This is a genomic window from Gordonia sp. PvP123, assembly GCF_040547295.1.
GTDB classification, from domain to species: domain Bacteria; phylum Actinomycetota; class Actinomycetes; order Mycobacteriales; family Mycobacteriaceae; genus Gordonia; species Gordonia terrae.
In genome coordinates, this window is record NZ_JBEPPN010000011.1 from 49739 (window position 1) to 71161 (window position 21423).

Annotated in this window: 19 protein-coding genes; 11 read left to right on the forward strand and 8 right to left on the reverse strand. The window is 68.0% G+C overall.

The window, feature by feature from the left end; translation table 11 throughout:
• Nucleotides 1–22 precede the first annotated feature (22 nt).
• The gene (locus ABIC25_RS20475; RefSeq protein WP_004023458.1) at nucleotides 23–1240 is read left to right on the forward strand and encodes an MFS transporter; all 1218 of its coding nucleotides are present in this window, start codon (nucleotides 23–25) and stop codon (nucleotides 1238–1240) included.
• Here ABIC25_RS20475 and malQ read toward each other — a convergent pair.
• From malQ to ABIC25_RS20505, 6 genes are all read right to left on the reverse strand, one after another.
• Nucleotides 1212–3344 carry a 4-alpha-glucanotransferase gene (gene malQ / locus ABIC25_RS20480; RefSeq protein WP_354562994.1) on the reverse strand — a complete coding sequence of 711 codons (2133 nt, stop codon included), beginning with the start codon at nucleotides 3342–3344 and terminating at the stop codon, nucleotides 1212–1214. The genes ABIC25_RS20475 and malQ overlap by 29 nt on opposite strands.
• A 79-nt stretch (nucleotides 3345–3423) precedes the next feature.
• A complete protein-coding gene (locus tag ABIC25_RS20485) occupies nucleotides 3424–4866 on the reverse strand; it encodes an FAD-binding oxidoreductase (RefSeq protein ID WP_354562912.1) in 1443 nt (480 codons plus the stop codon).
• Nucleotides 4847–5500 carry an SDR family oxidoreductase gene (locus ABIC25_RS20490; RefSeq protein WP_180819376.1) on the reverse strand — a complete coding sequence of 218 codons (654 nt, stop codon included), beginning with the start codon at nucleotides 5498–5500 and terminating at the stop codon, nucleotides 4847–4849. Before ABIC25_RS20490 ends, ABIC25_RS20485 begins: the two co-directional genes overlap by 20 nt.
• Nucleotides 5501–5667: 167 nt before the next feature.
• Nucleotides 5668–5943, reverse strand: coding sequence for a GlsB/YeaQ/YmgE family stress response membrane protein (locus tag ABIC25_RS20495; protein WP_004023462.1), 276 nt, complete (start codon nucleotides 5941–5943; stop codon nucleotides 5668–5670).
• A gap of 185 nt (nucleotides 5944–6128) precedes the next feature.
• Nucleotides 6129–6572, reverse strand: a complete 444-nt coding sequence (locus tag ABIC25_RS20500; protein WP_239404083.1) for a lipoprotein LpqH — start codon at nucleotides 6570–6572, stop codon at nucleotides 6129–6131.
• An 83-nt stretch (nucleotides 6573–6655) separates the two neighbouring features.
• Nucleotides 6656–7549, reverse strand: coding sequence for a ParA family protein (locus tag ABIC25_RS20505; RefSeq protein ID WP_354562914.1), 894 nt, complete (start codon nucleotides 7547–7549; stop codon nucleotides 6656–6658).
• 355 nt (nucleotides 7550–7904) lie between these two features.
• On the opposite strand from ABIC25_RS20505, the gene ABIC25_RS20510 reads away from it, so the two are divergent.
• The 4 genes from ABIC25_RS20510 (at nucleotide 7905) to ABIC25_RS20525 (ending at nucleotide 12260) form a co-directional block, all read left to right on the forward strand.
• Nucleotides 7905–8564, forward strand: coding sequence for a hypothetical protein (locus ABIC25_RS20510; RefSeq protein ID WP_354562916.1), 660 nt, complete (start codon nucleotides 7905–7907; stop codon nucleotides 8562–8564).
• Nucleotides 8565–8843: 279 nt separating this feature from the next.
• Nucleotides 8844–10679, forward strand: a complete 1836-nt coding sequence (locus ABIC25_RS20515) for a hypothetical protein (protein WP_354562918.1) — start codon at nucleotides 8844–8846, stop codon at nucleotides 10677–10679.
• The gene (locus ABIC25_RS20520; protein WP_004023467.1) at nucleotides 10676–10936 is read left to right on the forward strand and encodes a hypothetical protein; all 261 of its coding nucleotides are present in this window, start codon (nucleotides 10676–10678) and stop codon (nucleotides 10934–10936) included. Before ABIC25_RS20515 ends, ABIC25_RS20520 begins: the two co-directional genes overlap by 4 nt.
• Complete coding sequence (locus ABIC25_RS20525) at nucleotides 10911–12260, forward strand: hypothetical protein (protein ID WP_354562919.1); 1350 nt, start codon at nucleotides 10911–10913, stop codon at nucleotides 12258–12260. Before ABIC25_RS20520 ends, ABIC25_RS20525 begins: the two co-directional genes overlap by 26 nt.
• A 36-nt stretch (nucleotides 12261–12296) precedes the next feature.
• On the opposite strand, the gene ABIC25_RS20530 is transcribed toward ABIC25_RS20525, so the two are convergent.
• Together ABIC25_RS20530 and ABIC25_RS20535 are read right to left on the reverse strand one after the other, a co-directional pair.
• On the reverse strand, nucleotides 12297–12497 hold the full coding sequence (locus ABIC25_RS20530; protein WP_354562921.1) for a hypothetical protein: 201 nt from the start codon (nucleotides 12495–12497) through the stop codon (nucleotides 12297–12299).
• 116 nt (nucleotides 12498–12613) lie between these two features.
• The gene (locus ABIC25_RS20535) at nucleotides 12614–13087 is read right to left on the reverse strand and encodes an NUDIX hydrolase (protein WP_004023470.1); all 474 of its coding nucleotides are present in this window, start codon (nucleotides 13085–13087) and stop codon (nucleotides 12614–12616) included.
• A 95-nt stretch (nucleotides 13088–13182) separates the two neighbouring features.
• Between ABIC25_RS20535 and ABIC25_RS20540 the strand changes: the two genes are divergently transcribed.
• The 6 genes from ABIC25_RS20540 to ABIC25_RS20565 all read left to right on the forward strand — a co-directional run bounded on the left by ABIC25_RS20540 (nucleotide 13183) and on the right by ABIC25_RS20565 (nucleotide 21378).
• A complete protein-coding gene (locus tag ABIC25_RS20540; RefSeq protein ID WP_354562922.1) occupies nucleotides 13183–14379 on the forward strand; it encodes a pyridoxal phosphate-dependent aminotransferase in 1197 nt (398 codons plus the stop codon).
• Between the two features lie 14 nt (nucleotides 14380–14393).
• On the forward strand, nucleotides 14394–15599 hold the full coding sequence (gene acmB / locus ABIC25_RS20545) for a methyl acetate hydrolase AcmB (protein WP_354562924.1): 1206 nt from the start codon (nucleotides 14394–14396) through the stop codon (nucleotides 15597–15599).
• Between the two features lie 241 nt (nucleotides 15600–15840).
• Nucleotides 15841–17223: an FAD-binding oxidoreductase gene (locus ABIC25_RS20550; protein ID WP_239404075.1), complete on the forward strand. Its 1383-nt coding sequence runs from the start codon at nucleotides 15841–15843 to the stop codon at nucleotides 17221–17223.
• Nucleotides 17224–17255: 32 nt separating this feature from the next.
• Complete coding sequence (locus ABIC25_RS20555) at nucleotides 17256–18422, forward strand: helix-turn-helix transcriptional regulator (RefSeq protein ID WP_004023475.1); 1167 nt, start codon at nucleotides 17256–17258, stop codon at nucleotides 18420–18422.
• A 176-nt stretch (nucleotides 18423–18598) separates the two neighbouring features.
• Nucleotides 18599–20236: an aromatic/alkene/methane monooxygenase hydroxylase/oxygenase subunit alpha gene (locus ABIC25_RS20560; protein WP_004023476.1), complete on the forward strand. Its 1638-nt coding sequence runs from the start codon at nucleotides 18599–18601 to the stop codon at nucleotides 20234–20236.
• 101 nt (nucleotides 20237–20337) lie between these two features.
• The gene (locus tag ABIC25_RS20565; protein WP_354562925.1) at nucleotides 20338–21378 is read left to right on the forward strand and encodes a 2Fe-2S iron-sulfur cluster-binding protein; all 1041 of its coding nucleotides are present in this window, start codon (nucleotides 20338–20340) and stop codon (nucleotides 21376–21378) included.
• The last annotated feature ends 45 nt before the right edge of the window (nucleotides 21379–21423 follow it).

Below are 21423 nucleotides of genomic sequence, written 5' to 3' on the forward strand. Positions count from 1 at the left end.
CGTCGGTAGCGTGTCAGCTGCCATGTCTGACCGTGCGAATACTCCCGCCTCCCCCGCCCCGACCGGCGCATCCTTCGCCGCTGCCGTCTACGCCTTCGCGGTGATCATGCTGGGCACCACGCTGCCCACGCCGCTCTACGCGATCTACGGCGAGGAACTCGGTTTCGGCGTCACCACCACGACCGTGATCTTCGCCGTCTACGCGGCCGGCGTCATCGCTGCACTGATCGGTTTCGGACGCTGGTCCGACGTCATCGGCCGACGCAAGATGCTCATCGCCGGCGCGATCCTGTCGGCGATCAGCGCCGTCGTCTTCCTGACCGCCGGCCCGGTCTGGCAGTTGCTGCTGGGCCGCGTACTGTCCGGCCTGTCCGCAGGCATCTACGCCGGCGCCGCCACCACGGCGGTCATCGAACTGGCCCCGGCCTCGTGGCGCGGCCGCGCCCCGGCCGTGGCGACCGCCGCCAACATCGGCGGCCTGGGGCTCGGACCGCTGATCGCCGGACTCCTCGCCGAGTACGCCCCGTCCCCGCTGCACACCCCGTTCGTGCTCGATCTGGCCCTGCTGGTCCTGGTCTTCATCGGCATCTGGCGGCTGCCCGAGACGGTCGACGTCGTGCCGGGCGCGCGGCTGAGCGTGCAGCGGCTCTCGGTCCCGGCCGACATCCGCGGCGTCTTCGTCCGGGCGTCGATCGCGGCGTTCGCCGGGTTCGCGGTGATGGGCACCTTCACCGGCGTGATGCCCTCCTTCGTCACGAACATCCTCGGCATCGACGACCACGCCTTCACCGGTTTCCTGGTGTTCGTGCTGTTCGCGTCCTCGGCCGTCACCCAGATCGTCGTGCGCCGGATGCCCACCGAACCGGCCCTGATCGCCGGCTGCGCCATCCTCATCCTCGGGACGGGCCTGTCGATCCTCGGACTCGTCGCCGCATCGACCCCGGCGTTGCTCGGCGGAGCGGTGATCTGCGGTGTCGGGCAGGGTATGTCGTTCAGCAAGGGACTGGCGTCGGTGGTCGCGGCGACCCCGGCGGGCCGCAAGGCCGAGGTCACCTCGACCTACTTCGTCGTCGCCTACGTCGCGATCTCGATCCCGATCGTCGGCCAGGGGATCACCGCGCAGCACTGGGGCCTGCGGCCCGCCGGGATCGCGTTCAACATCGGGGTCGCCGTGCTGGCCCTCGTCGCACTCGTACTGACCATCGTCTCGGTCAGGAACCTGGCACGCCCGACTCGTTGAGAACCGACACGAGGCGCCGGAACCGCACGCTGCTGACGAGATCCTCGACGAGGACCACATCGCCCTCCGCATTCGCGAGTGGGACACGCCAGTTCGGATATTGGGTGCTGTCGGTACCCGGTTGGTTCTGAATCCGTCGCTCCCCCACCGCATCCACGAGGGCGACGCTCAGCAGCACCGACGGGGTACATGCGATCACCGCGTACAGCGCGTCGACGACCGCGGGATCCGTCAGCGGTGTGTCCCGGGACAGCAGGCCGCGTTCGTAGGCCAGTTCGAGCACGGCGTCGCGTTCGCGCGCATCGCGCCCCCGCTCGGCGTCCTCGCCGGAGGCGAGCAGGCCCAGCCGCGATCGCAGCGCGATGTGGTCGCCCGCCAGATATCCCACGGTCGGGGGCAGGTCGTGCGTCGTCACCGAGGTCAGACACAGCTCGCGGTAGTCCTCGGGCGGGATCGCCGCGTCGGGTCCCTGCTCGAACCACAGGATCGAGGTGCCGAGGATTCCCCGTTCGCGGAGCGAGTCCTGCACCGACGGTTCGAAGACCCCGAGATCCTCACCGACGACCACGGCGTCGGCGCGTTGCGCCTCGAGCGCCAGGATGCCGATCAGTGCCTCACTGTCGTAGTGCACGTACGTCCCCTGCGCGGGACTGCTCCCGTCGGGAATCCACCACAGCCGGAACAGGCCGAGGATGTGGTCGACCCGCACACCTCCCGCGTGCCGCAGGACGGTGCGGATCATGTCGCGGTACGGCTCGTACCCTGCCTCGGCGAGGCGCCGCGGATGCCACGGCGGTTGGTCCCAGTTCTGTCCTTGCTGGTTGAAGCCGTCGGGCGGCGCCCCCACGGTCGCCCCTGACGCGAGCACGTCACCGAGCGCCCATGCGTCGGCGCTGTGCCGGGCGACACCCACCGCGAGGTCGGCCATCACGCCGATCCCCATGCCCGCGGAGCGCGCCGCGTGAGCGGCGGTGGCGAGTTGCTCGTCGCAGAGCCATTGCAGCCACATGTGGAAGTCGATGCGGCGGGCCAGTTTCCGGCGCTTCTTCGTCAGGTACTCGCGGTCGAGGAACTTGCCGTGCCAGCGCGGGTCGTCGGCGCCGTAACGCTCGGCGAGCGCGCACCACGTCGCGAAACGCTTGAGGCCCTTGCCCTCCCGACGCCGAAACTCGCGGTACGCACCGGCGCGGGCGGGGGCGAGCGGGACGCCGTAGATCAGTTCGAGGGCCTCCATCTTGGCGCGGAAGGCCTTGTTGCGCCGGATCTTGTCGGTGGCGGTGTTCTCGGCGAGGAAGCTGCGACCGAGAGCCCTGACCGACTTGCGCTGCGACTTCGACAATCCGTCGAGTTCGGGGATGTCGGTGATCCGGATGTAGAGCGGATTGACGAAGCGTCGTGTCACCGGCAGATACGGTGACGCCTCGATCGGCACCTGCGGCTGTGCGGCATGCAGCGGATTGACCTGGACGAAGTCGGCGCCGTACGAGCTCGCGGCCACCTCGCAGATACCGGCGAGATCGGCGAAGTCGCCCACTCCCCACGAATCCGCCGACCGGATCGAGTACAGCTGCACGGCAAGACCCCACCGCTGCCGGCCGGTCAACCGGTCCGCGGTGTGCAGGCGGCGCGGCGTCACGATCAGCGGCGCACTCGACGCCGACGAATCGTCGAGATCGAGCGCTTTGATCTGGTGATACCCGGGTGGCAGGTCATCGGGCACGGCGAACGTCGCGCGCCCGACGAGCACGGCGTCGACCTCGCGCGGTTCGACCCAGACGTCGAGTTGCGGCGCGGCGACGTCGTCGCCGGTCTCGCTGACGATCCACACCTTCACCAGATGTCCGTGCGGGACATGGACGGCGAACGTGGCACCGGACCCCTCGGTCACGACCGTCACCGCAGGCACGAATTCGCGCCACGGTTGGTCGTCGATCTCGCGGATCGACTCCTCGATCTCCTCGGCCGACCCGGCGGGCACCTCGAGCGCCCGGAGGACAGCGACCAGGGTCTCGGGGTCGACGTCGTGGCGCTTCTCACCCCAGCCGACGTAGTCGGTGGCGACACCGTAGCGGTGCGCCAGTGCGGTCAACCGATCGAGGTTCACATCAGCCACCCGTGCATGATCGCAGTAATTCCGCACGCTCGCCGTGCTCGTCGCCCGGTTCCCTCCGAGGGCACGGTGCTCACCCGAACAACACCCCCGGATTGAGCAACCCCCGCGGGTCGAGTGCCGTTTTGATCGCGCGCATGGTCGCGAGATCGGTGGTGTCGCGGCCGAGGTGGGTCCAGGCCACCTTCGCGCGCCCGATGCCGTGCTCGGCGCTGATGCTGCCACCGTTGGCGGCGACGATCCCGAACACGGCGTCGGTCACCGCAGTCGTCTGTTCCGGCGGGACGTCGAGCAGGTTGACGTGGATGTTGCCGTCGCCGATGTGTCCGAAGAGAATCGGCCGGCAGGGGAAGGGGTCGTGGACGCCGACCCGGGACAGTTCCGCGAACGCCTCGGGCAGGGCTCTGATCGGCACCGAGATGTCGAGTTTGACGACCGGCGTCGAACTGGAGCGGGCGATGGCCTCGGTGTGACCTTCGCGACCGGCCCAGAGTGCGCGGGCGGGCGCCGGCTCGAGCACTGCATCGATGATGCCCGCCGTGGCGTCGAGGAGTTCGGTTGTCGCCGACTCGATGTCACCGGTTCCCGACAGCTCCACGAGGACGTAGAACGGTCCGGGCGTCGTGGTCGGTCGCCGATGCCCGTGCCGAGCCACGAGCGCGACACCGGCGTCGGTCATCAGTTCGGCGGCCTCGACGGTCAGCCCCGCCGACGCCGCCGCGCCGAGCAACTCGACGGCGTTCTCGACACGTTCGACCGACGCGACCGCGACCGTGGCGGCCGCGGGCGGTGCGACGAGCCTGAACAGAACGCGGGTGATCACCGCGAGGGTTCCTTCACTCCCGGCGAGGAGAGACGGGAGGTCGTATCCCACGTTGTCCTTGACCAGCGAGGTCCATCTGCGCAGGACGCTGCCGTCCGCGAGGACCGCCTCGATCCCCAGGATCTGCGATCTGGCATTGCCCCGGCGGATCATCCGCGTGCCACCGGCATTGGTCGACACCACCCCGCCCGCGGTCGCGCTCTGCCGGGAGGCGAGGTCGACGCCGAACGCCAGACCGGACTGTTTCGCCCGGTCATCGATCGACTCGACGGTCGCGCCGGCCTGGACGCCGACGCAACGGCCGACGGTGTCCACGTCGTCGATGTCTGTCATCCGCACCGTCGACAGCACGATCAGCGGATCTGCCGACCCGTCGCGCGCCGGTGGTACCGAACCGCCGACGAGCCCGGTGTTGCCGCCCTGCACGCAGATCCGCACCCCCGAGCGGGCGCACCCGGCGACCACGCGCGAGACCTCGTCGGTGGTGCGGGGGCGGATCACCGCGTCGGCCTCACCGCGGTACCGGCCGGTCCAGTCGGTCAGGAAGCCGGCCATCGCGCCGGGGTCGGTGAGGACATTCGTCCCGCCGACGATCTCCCGGAGCGAGGTCAGGACTCCGTCGATCTCCGCCGGCGGGGTTGGGTCGGGATCGCCCCGGCGAGAACCGAGATCGTCAGGACCGTGGGAACGCATCGAGGATCGGGGTGTCGCCGTCGTTGAACTCGATCACCTCGTGCACCGACGCGGGATGGCCGATCACGGCGGCCGCGACCTGGGCGACATTGTCACGGCTGACCTCGTCACCCTCGACCCGGTCGCCGCCGAGCGTGATGCTGCCGCTGCCGTCCTCGTCGGTCAGCTTGCTGGGCCCGAGGATCGTCCAGTCGAGTTCGGTGGATTTCAGGTACGTGTCCGCGGCCGCCTTGGCCTCGGCATAGGCGTGGAATGAGTTGTCCTCGGGCACACCGTGATCGGGTCCGGCGCCGAAGTAGGACACCATCACGTACCGGCGAACCCCGGCGCGCACGGCAGCGTCCATGGACCGGATCGCGGCATCCCGGTCGACGGCATACGTCCGCGACGCATCCCCGCCGCCGGCGCCCGCGGTCCACACCACGGCGTCGTGGCCGGAGATCGCGGTCGCGATGCCGGTGGTGTCGAGGGTCTCGACGTCGGCGACCACGGGCACGGCGCCGGTGTCCGCGACGTCCTCGGCGTGTTCGGGGTTACGGATGATCGAGGTCACCTCGTCACCGCGGGCCGTCAGGATCCGGGCCAGTCGCACTGCGATCTTGCCGTGTCCGCCGATGATCGCCACTCGAGTCACTGGATGCTCACTTTCGGTTGCTCATTTGGGCCGTCGCCTTGTCCTCGTACCCAATCCAACGTACGCACATGCGCTGGGTCGGCCGATCTCCTGCGGACACGACTCCGCCCCGGCGCCGAGATGTCGGCGCCGGGGCGGAGTCGGGCTGTACGGGTCCGAAGAGACCTCTAGACGCGGGTACGGCCGCGCCCGGTCACCAGCTTGACGAGGAACAGCAAGATGCACGCACCGGCCAGGCAGGTGATGAAGCTGAAGATCCACCCTCCGCCCTCGACGTCGACCCCGAACAGGGTCAGCAACCAGCCACCGAGGAGGCCGCCGATGACGCCGACCACGATGTTGAGGATGATCCCCTGCTGTGCGTCGGTCTTCATGATCTTGCTGGCGATCCAGCCGGCCAGTCCACCGATGATGATCCACGCGATGATGCCAATTCCCAGCATGTCTACCTCCTGAGGTTCGTCGTTGATCCGTTGTGCGAATCGTTTGGGATCGCGAAGATCCCTCGAATCGCTACAAATCGGAACGTACCCAGGCGTGCAGCGGTTGAAACAGCCTCCGCGTGAAATGTGTACACATCGAGACCGGACCCGTCACCGGATCGAGACCCGGGGGCCGGGAACCCGGCTCAGGGGCAGGTCACCTTGATCTCGTAGGACTTCGTGACCTGTTCGGTCGGGTTCGCCAGGTCGATACCGGACGCCTCGCCGCTCACCGTGTAGGTGTCACCGTCTTTGGTGACATCGGCGCTCCCCCCGCCCGCACCCTTCTGGTAGCCAAGTGTCACCCCGTCGAGCGAACCCAGACCCACCGATTCGACCTCGGGGGAGTCACCCGAGGTCAGGACCACGCCGATACCCGAGCCCGAGCCCGAACCGATTCCGATGGTCACCTTCCCTGCGGAATCCGTGCAACCGACCGTCTTGTCCGCCAGTTCCAGCTCCTTGCCGTCGACGGTCACCGTGGCCTCCGCGTCGGTGCCACCCGACGCCGAGTCGTCGGAACCGCATGCGGTGAGGGCTACGGCCAGTGCCGCGGCGCCGAGAACCGAAGTGATGTGCACTTTGCGCATGATGGGAGGTCTCCTGAGGAGTCGACGAGGTGCCACCGGTCGGCGGCTGAGATGAATTTAGACGCCTGAGCTGCGGTTCGGCGTCAGTTGATCGAATGGGCGCGGGAACCCGCCGTGGTCACGGGGAGTTTGGCGTCGGCCTCGACCATGACCGCGCGGGTGAGGTCGCGGAGCTGCTCGTAGTGCCCGTGGTAGCCGTACTTCGCGTGCACGCTGGGCCACGACGCGAACTCGGCGGCCGCACCGATCGCGTTGGCCTCGTGCACGTAGGCGGGTAAGACGTTCTGGATGGTGGGGTCCCGACGGAGTCGCCGCACCGTGTCCTGGTGGAGGCCCGATCCGGCACGGTACTTGGTGATCACGACCCCCAACTCGACGATGTCGCGCCCCAGTTCGGCGCCGAAACCGGCGACCTGCCGCTGGACGTGTGGGATCGCGTACGTGGACAACACATCGGGGATCGTCGGGATCAGGTACCCGCCGGCCATGGCCAGGCCGTTGAGACTGAACGGTCCGACGTTGGGCGGGCAGTCGATGAGGATGTAGTCGTACCTGCCGGCAACCGGGTCGAGGACGTTTCCCAAGACCTCGACGGCCGCCAGGTGATCGTCGGCCGCGACCCGATGGGCGCTCAGCTCCTCGGCCAGTTCGATGAGGTCCAGCGAGGACGGCAGCAGGTCGATCCCGGTCAGTCCGCTGACGGTCGAGACGTCGCGCTGCACGCTGCTCTCGAGATCGAAGTCCCGGGTGCCGTCGAGTACGTCGGCGAACAGTGTCGCGACGGTCTGCCGTCGCGCATTGCACGCGAGCCAGCGCTCCTGCCCGATCATCATGGTCGTCAGGTTCGTCTGCGCGTCCAGGTCGACGAGAAGGACCTTCTTACCGAAGACGCCGGCGAGAAAATCGGCGAGCGCTCCGGTGAGCGTGGTTTTCCCGACCCCGCCCTTGAGGCTGATGGTCGCGATCACCGTCGGCATGATGTCCCCGGTCTGCTCGGTCGTCGTGCGTCGCGAGTCAGATTACCGAGCCGACGCCGAGGCCACCGGGCGTAATCGGAACCCCGTCCGCCGGAGGTCGCCCCGTCGGGAGTCCTCGATCCGAAGTGCCGCGGTCGAGATGGGGTCCGGCGAACCTGGCGAGCCCATTCTGCGAGAATTCTCCGAATCTGTGACAATGTTCGCGTCGAGAGTATTGATGGGTTATTTCGGTGAATTCGATATCCGTATTCGGAATTGGATGAGAAACGATCATCGAAACAAAGCCTCGAATTCGGCGACGTGCGAACTCTCGTGCGCACCGACCCGCAGAATTCCCACGTGGAAGGACAACCGTATGAGTATCCGAGTCCGAAAGGTCACCGCCGGCCTGGCGGTCTGCGCCGCAGCGGCCTTCGGCGCGGCCCACACGCCCGCAGCCGAGGCCGCGCCGACCGATGTCACCGCGCCGACCGATGTCACCGCGACGGCCTCCGTGTCCGGCAGCACCGTCACGCTGACGGTCACGAACAATTCCGCGAAACGCATCGGCTGCGAGATCGTCGGGGTCCCGGCAGGCGGCGCCCCGACCAACGTCGTCTTCGGATACCAGACCCCCGAGGAGCTGGGCGCGCTGATCACCACCGGATCGTCGAAGTCGTTGCCGCTGCGGATTTCTCAGGGCACACCGCCTGCCCCGACCGGAACGACGACGATCCCGGACGGTGCATACGACATCTACTGGGGCTGCACCACGATCACCCTGCCGCCGGGCACCGGGGCAGCCGAGGAGTTCTGGGGCACCAACCCACCGGTGACGGGAACGACCCCGACGGTCGCCGAGCCGATCCGGGTGACCGTGCCGGGCGGCGCGGCGACACCCCCGGCGCCGAAACCCGACGCCCCGGCCGCCCCCGGTCTGCCGACCATCCCGGGGCTGCCGAACATTCCCGGACTCCCCGAGATCCAATTGCCCGCGGAGATCTGCTCGACGTCGTCCTGCCTCCCCGTCGGATGACCTGCCGGGTGTGACCGCTCGCCCGCGGTCACACCGGCGGAGTCTGTCACCGAAATCCGCGGTGTGTCCGATCGAATATGTGCCGACAGCGGCCCGGTGAATCGTGCGCGGGCGAGGGCACGGCGCGAATCCGCGGATTCGTCACCGGGGATTCGCCGTCGAGATCACCGTGATCTCGATTCGCCGCGACCGGCGGCGAAGGGGGTCTCACCGGGCGAGTGATGACCGGTTTGGGCAATGCACTTCCGAGACCCGGGTGCGGTTGTGCATACTTCGACCATGCCAACATCCGATGTCACGCCTCTGCATCTCGCGGCCGAAGGCGGCGGGGCGGCGCTCGATCAGGTCTTCCTGATGTCCGCGGTGGCCGCCGTCGTGTCGATCGGTCTGCTCTGGATCGGATACCTGCACCGCACACGCAAGATCACCTGGCTGACGACGTTGTCCGAGTGGGCCGCGCGCCGCGTGAACCGGCCGCCGTGGGCGGCCCTGCCGATCTTCCTGTTCACCAGCACGATCATCTGCGCCCTGTTCGGCTTCCTCTGGGATGTGAGTCTGCACATCGGCGATGGCCGCGACGAGGGACCGCTCGCGAACCCCGCGCACTACTTCATCCTGGTGGGCCTGTTCCTGCTGTTCATCTCCGGCATGCTGTCGGTGTTCCTGCCGTTCGACAAACCCGGCCGCTCGGCGGTCCGGATCACGCGCCACTGGTATGCGCCGGTCGGTGGAATCCTGTTGGCCGGCTGTGGTTTCTACGCGTTGCTGGGATTCCCGCTCGACGACGTCTGGCACCGGATCTTCGGCCAGGACGTCACACTGTGGGGGCCGACTCACCTGATGCTGATCGGCGGCGCGGGTCTGTCGCTCATCGCGGTCGTGATCCTCGACCGGGAGGGACGGGCCGCGATGGGTCCCGACGCCCCGCAGGACGGGCGGAGTCAGTGGCTCGTACGCTGCTTGGCCTTCGGCGGACTGGTGATCGGGATGTCGGTGTTCCAGATCGAATACGACTTCGGTGTCGAGCAGTTCCGTCTCGTCCTGCAGCCCATGATGATCGCCGGCGCCGGCGCATTCGCGCTCGTGGCCGCACGGATCAGCCTGGGGCCGGGCGCGGCGCTCGTCGCGGCGGTGTTCGCGATCCTGTTGCGCGGTGTCGTCGCCGTCGTCGTCGGACCGGCTCTGGGCGCACCGATCAACGTGTTCCCGCTCTACCTGGGCGCGGCCGTGGTCATCGAACTGCTCGCGCTGACCCCCCTCCTCAAACGCCGGGTGCTCTTCGGCGCGGTGGCCGGTCTGGGCGTCGCGACTCTCGGGCTCTGGATCGAGTCGTGGTGGATCGCCGCGGCCTATCCGTTCCCGTGGGTCACCGGAATGTGGGGCGAGGCACTGGCCATGGCCATCCCGGTGGGGGTCGTCGCCGGAGTGTGCGGCGGACTGCTCGGCCTCGTCAGCGTCGGCGAACGACTCCCCCGACGCTGGATCAGTGTCACCGCCGTCGTGCTCTCGGTCCTGGTGATCGGCGGCGCCGTCGCCAACGGGCTGCGGGTCTCGGTGCCCGCGGACACCACCGCGCGCATCGTCCTGACCCCCGCCGGCCCCAACGCGGCCGCCGAGCAGAACGTCACCGCCGAGGTCTTCCTCAACCCGACCGACGCACTCAGCGGTGACCCGGAATGGGTGACGCTGATGTCCTGGCAGGGCGGGATCGACAACGACCGCGGCATCGTCATCGACCGCCTCGAGCGGGTGGGTCCCAACCGGTTCCGGTCCACCGAACCGATGCCGGTGTCGGGATCGTGGAAGACCATCCTGCGGGTGCAGGACGGGACCACCATGGCCGGTGTACCCGTGTACCTCCCGGCGGATCCCGCGATCGGCGCGGAAGGCGAACCGGCGCAACAGACGTCGACGAAGCCGTTCGCCGCGGAGATCTCGATCCTGCAGCGCGAGCGCACCTTCGACTACCCGTCGTGGCTGTTCGGTGCCGCGTCCCTGGTGGTTCTCGTGTGCTCGCTGCTGCTCATCGCCGCACTCTCCTGGGGGGCCGGCCGGGTGAACGCCCGCGAGGCGACCTCGGGCGCACGGGAGCCAGAGCTCCAGCCGCAGCCGTGACCGGTTCCGCGGCGGCCCTTGCCGTCCACCACCTCGCCACCCATCCGCTCGTGCTGGCCCTGCCAGCCGTGATCCCCGCGTTCCTGCTGGTGGGCGTCATCGTCACGATCGCGATCCTCGACCGCCGTCGCGGGGACGAGGACGAGGACGACGGTGACGCCGCCGGCACCGGCGGCGTCGATCACTCCACCGACCCGGATCCCACCGCTCCCCCGACCCGGAACGAGGCCGATGACCCCGCCCGCGAGGCCGACTGACACTCTGCTCGCCCACGGACTAGGAGGTTCGGAATACCTGCCCGTTCCGCTGACCGCGGTGTTGATCGGCTGCGCGTGGGCACTGACGATCTCTTTCGCGATCATCGCCTTCGCCTGGCGCACACCGCGGTACGGACGACCCGACGCCGGCCGTGAGCTTCCGCCGTGGGTGACGACGACCGTGGACAACCGCTGGGTTCGCGGTGTGATCAGCGGACTCGCGGTGGTGCTCACCGCGTGGCTCATCGTCGCCGCCTTCGGGCCCGACACCGACGAGAACCCCCTGCCCGGCGCGTTCTACGTCCTGCTCTGGGTGGGCATGACCGTGCTGTCGGCGCTCCTCGGCCCGGTGTGGCGGCTGTTGTCGCCGGTCCGGACCGTCCTTCGCCTGGCGCAGGGCATCGCGGGCCCGCGTGTCGTCGGCCTGACGGACTATCCGCGACGTCTCGGGTGGTGGCCCGCAGCGCTGGGTCTCTTCGCCTTCGTCTGGCTGGAACTGGCGTCTCCGGACCCGAGTTCGGTGGCATCGGTGCGGATCTGGTTGATCTGCTACCTCGTGATCACCTTCGCCGGTGGCGTCGTCTTCGGACTGCGCTGGACTGATCGCGGCGACCCGTTCGCGGTGTACAGCACGGTCGCATCGCGTCTGTCCCCGTTCGCCCGGAACCGCGAGGGTCGGGTGATCGCCCGGAGTCCGATGAACTCGCTGACCACGCTGCCGGTGCTCCCGGGTACCGTCACGGTCCTCGCGATCCTGCTCGGCTCCACCGCCTTCGACAGTTTCTCGGCGATCCCGCTCTGGCGGGATCTCGTCGCCGAGGGCGCGGGCGACAACCAGGTGATCGCCACCTGCTACTCGACCGCGGGCCTACTGGTGTTCATCGGCATCGTCGCGGCGACGTTCTGGACGGCCGCCCGCGCCGTCGGCGGTGTGCAACCGGATCTCCGGCGCCGCCTGCCCGGCCTGATGGCGCACTCGCTCGTCCCGATCGTGATCGGCTACATCCTCGCCCACTACCTGCAGTCGCTGGTCGAGCAGGGCCAGGAGACCGTACTCGCACTGGGCGATCCGCTGGGGCGAAGCTGGAACGTGCTGTGGCTCAGCGATGCCCATCCGGTCTACGTGATGTCGGACCATCCGACCGTCACCGTGACCCTCAAGGTGGCGTTCGTCCTCGGCGGGCACCTGCTGGGGGTCGCCGCCGCGCACGATGCGTCACTGCGGCTGCTACCGCGGAAGCACCAGCTGACCGGGCAGCTCACCATGATGGTGACGATGGTCTTCTACACGTTCCTCGGCCTGTACCTGTTGTTCGGCGGATGAGTTCGGCGGAGAGGTCCGCCGGTCGGTCGGCCGGGCTCAGTAGGTGGTCGGCGGGGTGCCCTTCTTGTTCGAACGGAACAGCATGTAGCCGCCGTAGAGGGCGAGTGCGATGAGGGCGATCCAGAACAGTCCCTCGAGCAGCGGGCCGAGGACGGCCAGCGCGATCAGTGCGACCGCGAGGACGCCCAGGACTTTCCAGAAGGTCATGCCGGTGGTGGTGTTCGTCGATGTGCTCATGCGCCCAGTCTGCGCCCGCCGAAGCGGGAAAGCGATGGTCGAGGGCACTTCTGGGGCGAACTTCAGGGACTTCCCTGAGAGAGCCCCCACCGCGGGAACCCCTACCGCGCGAACCCCTACCGAGCGAACCAGGCCTCGGCGTTGCCGCTGAGTGCCTTCTCGATGCGCAGCGCGGACGTGTCGGTCAGGTCGGACGGCAGTGCGTCGGGTGCGAACCACGCGACGTCGGAGTTCTCGTCGTCGGCGGCGCGCGGATCACCGTCGACGTACCGCGCGAGGAAGCAGACGTCGAGATAGCGGGTCTGGTCGCCGTTCGGGTAGGTGATCAGCGGGGTGACGTCGATGCTGGTCAGCCGCACGATGTCGGCGGTGACCGCGGTCTCCTCCCGTACCTCGCGCAGGGCGGCCCGCGCCGGCTCCTCCCCCGGCTCGAGGACGCCGGACACGACGGCCCACTGCCCGTTGTCGACGCGCCGGGTGAGCAGCACGCGCCCCGAGTCGTCGAGGACGACGACGCTGACGCCGGACAGCCAGAGTTCGCGGTGACCGACCTGGGCTCGCAGATCGCGGATGAATTCGGGGATGGGCACCCCCACATCCTGCCCGGCGGGGTCGCACGGTGCCGAAGGAGCGCCGTCGGGGTGCGGGTCGGACGACGATCTCCGCGCCGCGCACAATGTGACCCATGAGGATCTCCCGACGCGCCGAAGGGATCGCACCGTTCCAGGCGATGGAGTACGCCAAGCGCGCGGCCGAACTCGAGGCGGCAGGTCATCCGGTCGTGAAGCTGAACATCGGCGAACCCGACTTCGGGCCGCCGCCTGCGGTTCTGGCCGCGGCCCGCGAAGCGACCGGGCGCCCCCTCGCGTACACCGGCGCTCTCGGTCTCCCCGCATTGCGCGAGGCCATCGCGGACTTCTACGGCCACCATTTCGGGGCCACGGTGGATCCGGCTCGGGTCGCGGTGACCGCCGGCGCGTCGGCGGCACTCCTGATGGCCTGCGCGGCGCTGATCGACCCGGGCGATGAGGTGCTCATCGGCGATCCCTCCTATCCGTGCAACCGTCAGTTCGCGCACGCGTTCGGCGCGCGGGTGAGGCTTCTGCCGACCACCCCGGCGACCCGGTTCCAGCTCACGACCGCCGAAGTCGGGGAGGCGTGGACGGATTCCACCCGCGGGGTCATCGTCGCCACCCCCTCGAACCCGACCGGCACGTCGATGCCCTACGAGGAACTCGTGGCCATGTGCGATCTGGCTGCCGTGCGTGGCGGATGGTCGATCGTCGACGAGATCTACCTCGGGTTGTCCGACCCCGCGCCGGACGGACGGCCGCCGCGCAGTGTCCTGGCCACCGACTCGCCCGGCGTCGCGGAGACGGTGGTGGTCAACAGTTTCTCCAAGTACTTCGGGATGACCGGGTGGCGGTTGGGTTGGTGCATCGTCCCCGACGAACTCGTGGGAGTGATGGAACGGCTGGCGCAGAACTTCTATGTGTGCCCGCCGACCCCGTCGCAGTACGCGGCGCTGGCCTGCTTCACCCCGGAATCCCTCGCGGTCGCCGAACACAACCGCCGTGAGTTCGCGCGTCGACGCCAGCTCGTCGTCGACGGACTGGCCGATGTCGGACTCGAGGTGCCCGTCATCCCCGACGGCGCTTTCTACGTCTACCTCGACGTGAGTTCCACGGGGTTCACGTCGACCGAGTTCTGCGACCGGGTGCTCGCCGACGCCCACGTCGCCATGACCCCGGGCAACGACTTCGGCGTGGCGGGCGCGGACCGGTACGTCCGGCTGTCCTACGCCGCTTCCACCGACGACCTCACCCTCGCCATCGAACGGATTCGCACGTTCGTCGGCGCCGGTCATGTCCCACTTCGATGAGGAGAAACCAGCACATGAGCTTCGCGGGCACAGTCCGTTCCGAACGCCTCGCCGACGAGGTGACCCCGATCCTGACCGCGCGCACCGAGGGCGATCCACGAGTACCGGGTGTGGTCGCGGGCGTGACGACCGACGAGGAGACGGTGTTCCTGGGCGCCGCCGGAGTCCGCGCCCTCGACGACCCACAACCGATGACTGTCGACTCGGTGTTCGCGATGTTCTCCGCGACGAAGGCGGTCACCGCGACCGTTGCGCTCCAGCTCGTCGAGGACGGTGATCTCGACCTGCACGCACCCGCGCGCTCCTACGTACCGGAGCTCGGCGAACTACAGGTGATCGACGGCTTCGACGACGACGGTCAGCCGCGCCTCCGCCCACCCGCCTCCGATGTCACAACACATCAGTTACTCACCCACACTGCCGGTTTCGGTTATGACTTCTTCAACGAGACCTATCGACGACTCACCGCCGACCACGGCGTTCCCCCAGTCGCCACGGCGACCCGGGCGTCATTGCGGACCCCACTGTTGTTCGATCCCGGCACGGAGTGGGAATACGGTTCCGGAGTGGACTGGGCCGGACAGGTCATCGAGGCCGTCGCCGGACGCCGGCTCCGCGAGGTGATGGACGACCGGGTCCTCACACCACTCGGCATGTCCGACACCGGTTTCGCGCTCTCCGACGACGCCCGCAGCAGGCGGGCCGTCCTGCACATGCGCAAACGGGGCGAGCTGGTACCCAACCACCGTTGGGAACAGCCCGCCGATCCCGAAATCGACATGGGCGGACAAGGCCTTTGGTCCACGGTCCCCGACTATCTGACATTGCTGCGAATGTGGTTGCGCGGCGGGCGTTCCGACAGCGGCGAGCAGATCCTGCGACCGAACACCGTCGAGGGCGCGTTGCGCAATCAGATCGGCGACTTGGCGGTTCGACGGTTACCCGGCGTGATCCCGCCGTTGAGCCACGACGTCGAATTCTTCCCCGGCACACCGAAGTCGTGGTCCTATCCGTTCATGGTCAACGACGCCGACGCGCCGACCGGCCGCCCGGCCGGGTCCCAGTCGTGGGCCGGGCTGGCGAACCTCTACTTCTGGATCGATCCCCACACCCGCATCGGCGGCTTCTGGGCGACGCAGGTCTTCCCGTTCTTCGACCCTGCCTCGGTCGACGGCTACCTCGACTTCGAGGCAGCCACGTACCGGGCACTGCAGGCCTGAAACACATTCTGAAACCACCCGTCAGAACGTCGCCGCCGACATATCGTCGACGGCGCCCCTCCTGAGGGTGGTTTCCAGGGTCGCCGCCCGACACCCCCAGACTTCTGGGAAGGCACTGCCCCAGAACTCTGGCGCGGACAGTTCCCGCGTTCGAGGGATGGCGGGAACAAAAGGGCCTCAGCCACTCTGAGTCGCATGGAGCAGCCGGTCCCCGGCGCACCACCGACTCGAAGGAAGCACCGTGTCCATCACCTCCGAACCTCTCGACTCCACCGACTTCGACGCCCTGCTCTCCGCGGTTGCCGGGCCGGTCCTGACCCCGGCTGACGAGGGTTACACCGGCGAACTGTCCGGCTTCAACCTCGCGGCGATCCCGGCAGCCGACGTGGTCGTCGGGGCGACGAACGCCGCCGACGTCGCCGCCGCCGTGCGGTACGCGCGGTCCAACGGATTGCGCATCAGTGCGCGCGCCACCGGGCACGGCTCCCCCATCGAGGGGCGGGGCACGGTCGTCGTCACGACCTCCCGGATGACCGGGATCAGCGTCGACCCGGTCACCAGGACCGCTCGTGTGGGCGCCGGTGTGCGGTGGCGCGACGTGGCCGCCGCGACCGCGCCCCACGGTCTCACGGGGCTCGTCGGCTCGTCGTCGTCGGTGGGCGTCGTCGGGTACACCCTCGGCGGCGGCCTGAGTCCCCTCGGTCGGCAGTTCGGTTACGCCGCCGACCATGTCCGTTCGATCGAGCTCGTCACCGCCGACGGAATCGTCCGAACAGTCGACGCGTCGGCGGGTTCGGACCTGTTCTGGGCGCTGTTGGGCGGCCGCGACGGTTTCGGCATCGTCACCGCACTCGAGTTCGAGTTGTTCGATCTGCCCACGGTCTACGGCGGCGGGATCTTCTTCGCCGGTTCGGCGGCCGGCGACGTCTTACATGCGTGGCGGGAGTGGGCCCCTTCCCTTCCCGAGGAGGCCGGGACCTCGGTGGCCATCCTCCGGCTCCCGCCGGACCCCAACCTGCCGCCGCCCCTGCAGGGTCAGCTCGCCGTCCACGTGCGCTACACGCATACCGGCGACCCGGCCACCGCCGCCGCCCTGCTGGCACCGATGCGTTCGGCCGGGCCGATCCTGCTGGAGAACATCGACGTCTTGCCGATCGCCGCACTCGATGCCGTGCACATGGACCCGCCCGGGCCGATGCCCAGCGCCGAGCGTGGCTGCCTGCTCACCGGTTTCCCGCCATCGGCCGTGGACGCACTGCTCGCCGTCGCCGGCCCCACGGTGGCGAGTCCGCTGGCCATCGTCGAGGTCCGTCTCCTCGGTGGCCGGTTGCGGTCGCCGCAACGTGTACCCAACGCCGTGGTCGGACGCGACGGCGCGTTCTCCGTCATCGCCATCGGCGTCCCCGCGGGCCCGATGGGCCACCAGGTCGGTGAGCATCTCGCCGCCGTGAACGACGCGCTGGCCGCCCACTCGTCGGGAGCCCTGCTGAACTTCTCCGGGCGGACGTCCGCCGAGCGCGACGCGTTGTGGCCCGACGATCAGCGGATGCGTCTGGAGACCATCCGGCGTCGCCACGATCCGAACGGTGTCCTCCAACCAGGTGATCCCACGATTGTGGGATAGACATCACCGCAGCTCACGCCGACAATTGTCGGATGACATCGAGTCTGACCGCCGAGCGTGTGCGCCGCGACATCGAGGTCGTGGCCCACGCCGGCCTGACTCTCGACGAGTTCTTCGCCGAGACCGTGGCCTCGTTGGGCCGCGCGGTGCCCGCCGACGCCTTCTGCATCGGCACCTTCGATCCCAACACCGTGCTGCTGACCAGCGCCCGCAAGTACGGCGCCCTGCTCGGCCAGGATCATCGTGATCCCGATTGGGGCCTCCTCGAGTACGGCCAGGTGGAGCCGACCGCGTTCCGTCAGATGGTCGCCGAGAGGCGCGACGCAGTCGGCATGAAGATGCTCGAACGAGATGCGCCGGAACACTCGAACCGCATGTCGCAGTTGATGATCCCGGAGTACTGCTTCCACGACGAGGCGAGGCTCGTGCTGCGCGACGGCGACCGGGCGTGGGCCGGTATCTCGCTGTTCCGCAGCGGTTCCGGATGCCGGCCGTTCGATTCCGACGAAGTGGAGTTCCTGGCCTCGCTGTCGCGCACGCTCGCACACGGCGTCCGGGTCGGCCTGCTGAGCAGCGTGGTCGCCGACATGCCGAGCGTGCCGGGTCCGGTTCCCGCGGCCGTGCACGGCCCGGCGGTCCTGATCATCGACCGCAGCAACGAGATCGTCCAGATGAGCGCCGGCAGCCAGGAGCGCATCGCCGACCTCGCGTCCGGTCCCAACGGTGCGGCGGTGATGAACCCCATCTACGGCCTGATCGGGGCCGCACGACGGTACGGGTCCGGTGAGTCCTCCGTCCCGCCGCGTCTCCGGGTGCGCGGTGCGTCGGGCATGTGGCTGGTCATCCACGCATCGCCGCTGTCGTCGGCCGACGGCCGGGTGGGCGAGGTCGTGGTGACGATCGAGGAGGCGCGTCCGCCCGAGATCATTCCGCTGGTCGTCGAGGCATTCGGGCTCACCGCTCGCGAACGCGACGTCACGCAGATGGTGCTGCAGAGTGTGGCCACCAAGGACATCGCCACCGCCCTGCACGTCTCGGCCTACACCGTGCAGGACCACCTGAAATCCATCTTCGACAAGGCCGGCGTCCGCAGCAGACGCGAGCTGATCGCGCGGATCTACTTCGATCAGTACGCCCAACGTCTCAACGAACCGCTGTTGCCGTCCGGATCGTTCGCCGCAGCCGACAACGAGCTGTAGCGAGCTCCTCCCCCTCCGAACCCCCAACGAACCGGCCCTGTGCGCGCCGCACTCGGCGGGTTCGTTGTCGTCGTCTCACAGTGAGACGTTTGTAATCCACGTCACAGGGTTGTATCGAAGTCGCTCCAGTCCAAGCGGGCCGGCAGTCCGCCGGCTCTCCACCAAGGAGGCGCACTTTGAGCAGGCAGAGCTTGACAAAAGCCCATGCGAAGATCACCGAGTTGTCCTGGGAGCCCACCTTCGCCACCCCGGCCACCCGGTTCGGTACCGACTACACATTCGAGAAGGCCCCCAAGAAGGATCCGCTCAAGCAGATCATGCGGTCGTACTTCCCGATGGAGGAGGAAAAGGACAACCGCGTGTACGGCGCCATGGACGGCGCCATCCGCGGCAACATGTTCCGTCAGGTGCAGGAACGTTGGCTGGAATGGCAGAAGCTGTTCCTGTCGATCATCCCGTTCCCCGAGATCTCTGCGGCCCGCGCGATGCCGATGGCCATCGACGCCGTCCCCAATCCCGAGATCCACAATGGCCTGGCCGTGCAGATGATCGACGAGGTTCGTCATTCGACGATCCAGATGAACCTCAAGAAGCTGTACATGAACAACTACATCGACCCGGCCGGCTTCGACATCACCGAGAAGGCGTTCGCCAACAACTACGCCGGCACCATCGGCCGCCAGTTCGGCGAGGGTTTCATCACCGGCGACGCCATCACCGCGGCCAACATCTACTTGACCGTCGTCGCCGAAACAGCCTTCACCAACACGCTTTTCGTCGCCATGCCCGACGAGGCCGCCGCCAACGGCGACTACCTGCTGCCGACCGTGTTCCACTCCGTCCAGTCCGACGAGTCGCGACACATCTCCAACGGCTACTCGATCCTGCTCATGGCACTCGCCGACGAGCGCAACCGCCCCCTGCTGGAGCGCGACCTGCGCTACGCATGGTGGAACAATCACTGCGTCGTCGACGCCGCCATCGGCACGTTCATCGAGTACGGCACCAAGGACCGTCGCAAGGATCGCGAGAGCTACGCCGAGATGTGGCGTCGCTGGATCTACGACGACTACTACCGCAGTTACCTTCTGCCGCTGGAGAAGTACGGGCTCACCATCCCGCACGACCTTGTCGAGGAGGCGTGGAACCGGATCACCAACAAGCACTACGTCCACGAGGTCGCCCGCTTCTTCGCCACCGGCTGGCCGGTCAACTACTGGCGCATCGACGCCATGACCGACAAGGACTTCGAGTGGTTCGAGCACAAATACCCCGGCTGGTACAACAAGTTCGGCAAGTGGTGGGAGAACTACAACCGGCTCGCCTACCCGGGCCGCAACAAGCCGATCGCCTTCGAAGAGGTCGGGTACGAGTACCCGCACCGGTGCTGGACCTGCATGGTGCCCGCCCTCATCCGCGAGGACATGGTCACCGAGAAGGTCGACAACCAGTGGCGCACGTATTGCTCGGAGACCTGCTACTGGACCGATGCGGTGGCGTTCCGGGGCGAGTACGAGGGTCGTGAGACCCCGAACATGGGTCGCCTCACCGGTTTCCGTGAATGGGAGACGCTCCATCACGGCAAGGATCTCGCCGACATCATCCAGGACCTGGGTTATGTCCGAGATGACGGCAAGACCTTGATCCCGCAGCCGCACCTCGATCTGGACCCGAAGAAGATGTGGACGCTCGACGATGTCCGCGGCAACGTCTTCAACAGCCCGAACGTGCTGCTCAACGAGATGTCCGACGAGGAACGGGACGCCCACATCGCGGCGTACCGCGCCAACACCAACGGGGCCGTTCCGGCCTGAGGCGGCAGGGGTGGTGGACGGCGCGAACCTCCGCAACCGCGCCGTCCACCACATCCGCAACTGAACCGTTTCGTCGCAATTCCCTTCGCTCAGGAGCTTCCGTGGCCGACACACATCGCATCAACTTCGCCCCCGTCGACATCGAGATGGAGGTGGGCGAGGACGAGACCATCCTCGACGCCGCATTCCGGCAGGGCATCCATCTCATGCACGGGTGCCGGGAGGGTCGGTGCTCGGCGTGCAAGTCCTACATGCTCGACGGCGACGTCCAGATGGACGACTACTCGACCTTCGCCTGCAACGACGCCGAAGAGGCCGAGGGGTACGTCCTGCTCTGCCGCACCTACGCCTACAGCGACTGCGACATCGAGTTGCTGAACTTCGACGAGGACGAATTGCTCGGCGGCGCACCGATCCAGGACGTCAAGACCCGCGTCGCAGCGGTCGAGTCGATGACCAAGGACATCGTCTGTCTCCGTCTGGACGTCGTCGAGCCGGCGACCTTCGAGTTCAAACCCGGCCAGTACGTGGACCTCTCGATCCCCGGGACGGAGGAGAAGCGGTCGTTCTCGATCGCCACCACGCAATCCACCCCGGACACACTCGAGTTCCTCATCAAGAAGTATCCGGGCGGCGTGTTCGCCGGCATGCTCGAGAGCGGACTCGAACCGGGCACCGAGATCATGGTCAACGGTCCCTACGGATCGTGCACCCTCCGCAACGGACATGTGCTCCCGCTCGTCTGCATCGGCGGGGGCGCGGGCATGGCACCGCTGCTGTCGCTTCTGCGGCACATCAGCGAAGCCGGAATTCAGCGCCCGGTGCGCTTCTACTACGGCGCTCGCACCGCGGCCGATCTGTTCTGTCTCGACGAGATCGCCTCGCTCGGTGAGAAGATCGCCGACTTCAGCTTCACCGCATGTTTGTCCGAGTCCGCCGCCGACGCACCCGCAGGCGTCTCGGTGGCCGAGGGCAACGTCACCGACATCGTCAACGGATGCGAATCCGACCTGTCCCGAACGGAGGTGTACTTCTGCGGACCCCCGCCCATGGTCGACGCGGCGTTGGCTCTCGCCGAACAACATTCGGTGCCCCGTGACCAGATCTTCTATGACAGTTTCACCAGCCCGGCATTCGACTAGCCCACTCAGATCCCCGACAGCCGCCGACATCCCGAGGAGCGCGCA

Bases quoted from the DNA above. Each gene is read 5' to 3' on its own strand.
- ABIC25_RS20475 (WP_004023458.1), top strand. From the start codon at position 23: ATGTCTGACCGTGCGAATACTCCCGCCTCCCCCGCCCCGACCGGCGCA.
- ABIC25_RS20485 (WP_354562912.1), bottom strand. From the start codon at position 4,866: ATGCGTTCCCACGGTCCTGACGATCTCGGTTCTCGCCGGGGCGATCCC.
- ABIC25_RS20495 (WP_004023462.1), bottom strand. From the start codon at position 5,943: ATGCTGGGAATTGGCATCATCGCGTGGATCATCATCGGTGGACTGGCC.
- ABIC25_RS20500 (WP_239404083.1), bottom strand. From the start codon at position 6,572: ATGCGCAAAGTGCACATCACTTCGGTTCTCGGCGCCGCGGCACTGGCC.
- ABIC25_RS20505 (WP_354562914.1), bottom strand. From the start codon at position 7,549: ATGCCGACGGTGATCGCGACCATCAGCCTCAAGGGCGGGGTCGGGAAA.
- ABIC25_RS20510 (WP_354562916.1), top strand. From the start codon at position 7,905: ATGAGTATCCGAGTCCGAAAGGTCACCGCCGGCCTGGCGGTCTGCGCC.
- ABIC25_RS20515 (WP_354562918.1), top strand. From the start codon at position 8,844: ATGCCAACATCCGATGTCACGCCTCTGCATCTCGCGGCCGAAGGCGGC.
- ABIC25_RS20525 (WP_354562919.1), top strand. From the start codon at position 10,911: ATGACCCCGCCCGCGAGGCCGACTGACACTCTGCTCGCCCACGGACTA.
- ABIC25_RS20530 (WP_354562921.1), bottom strand. From the start codon at position 12,497: ATGAGCACATCGACGAACACCACCACCGGCATGACCTTCTGGAAAGTC.
- ABIC25_RS20540 (WP_354562922.1), top strand. From the start codon at position 13,183: ATGAGGATCTCCCGACGCGCCGAAGGGATCGCACCGTTCCAGGCGATG.
- acmB (WP_354562924.1), top strand. From the start codon at position 14,394: ATGAGCTTCGCGGGCACAGTCCGTTCCGAACGCCTCGCCGACGAGGTG.
- ABIC25_RS20555 (WP_004023475.1), top strand. From the start codon at position 17,256: ATGACATCGAGTCTGACCGCCGAGCGTGTGCGCCGCGACATCGAGGTC.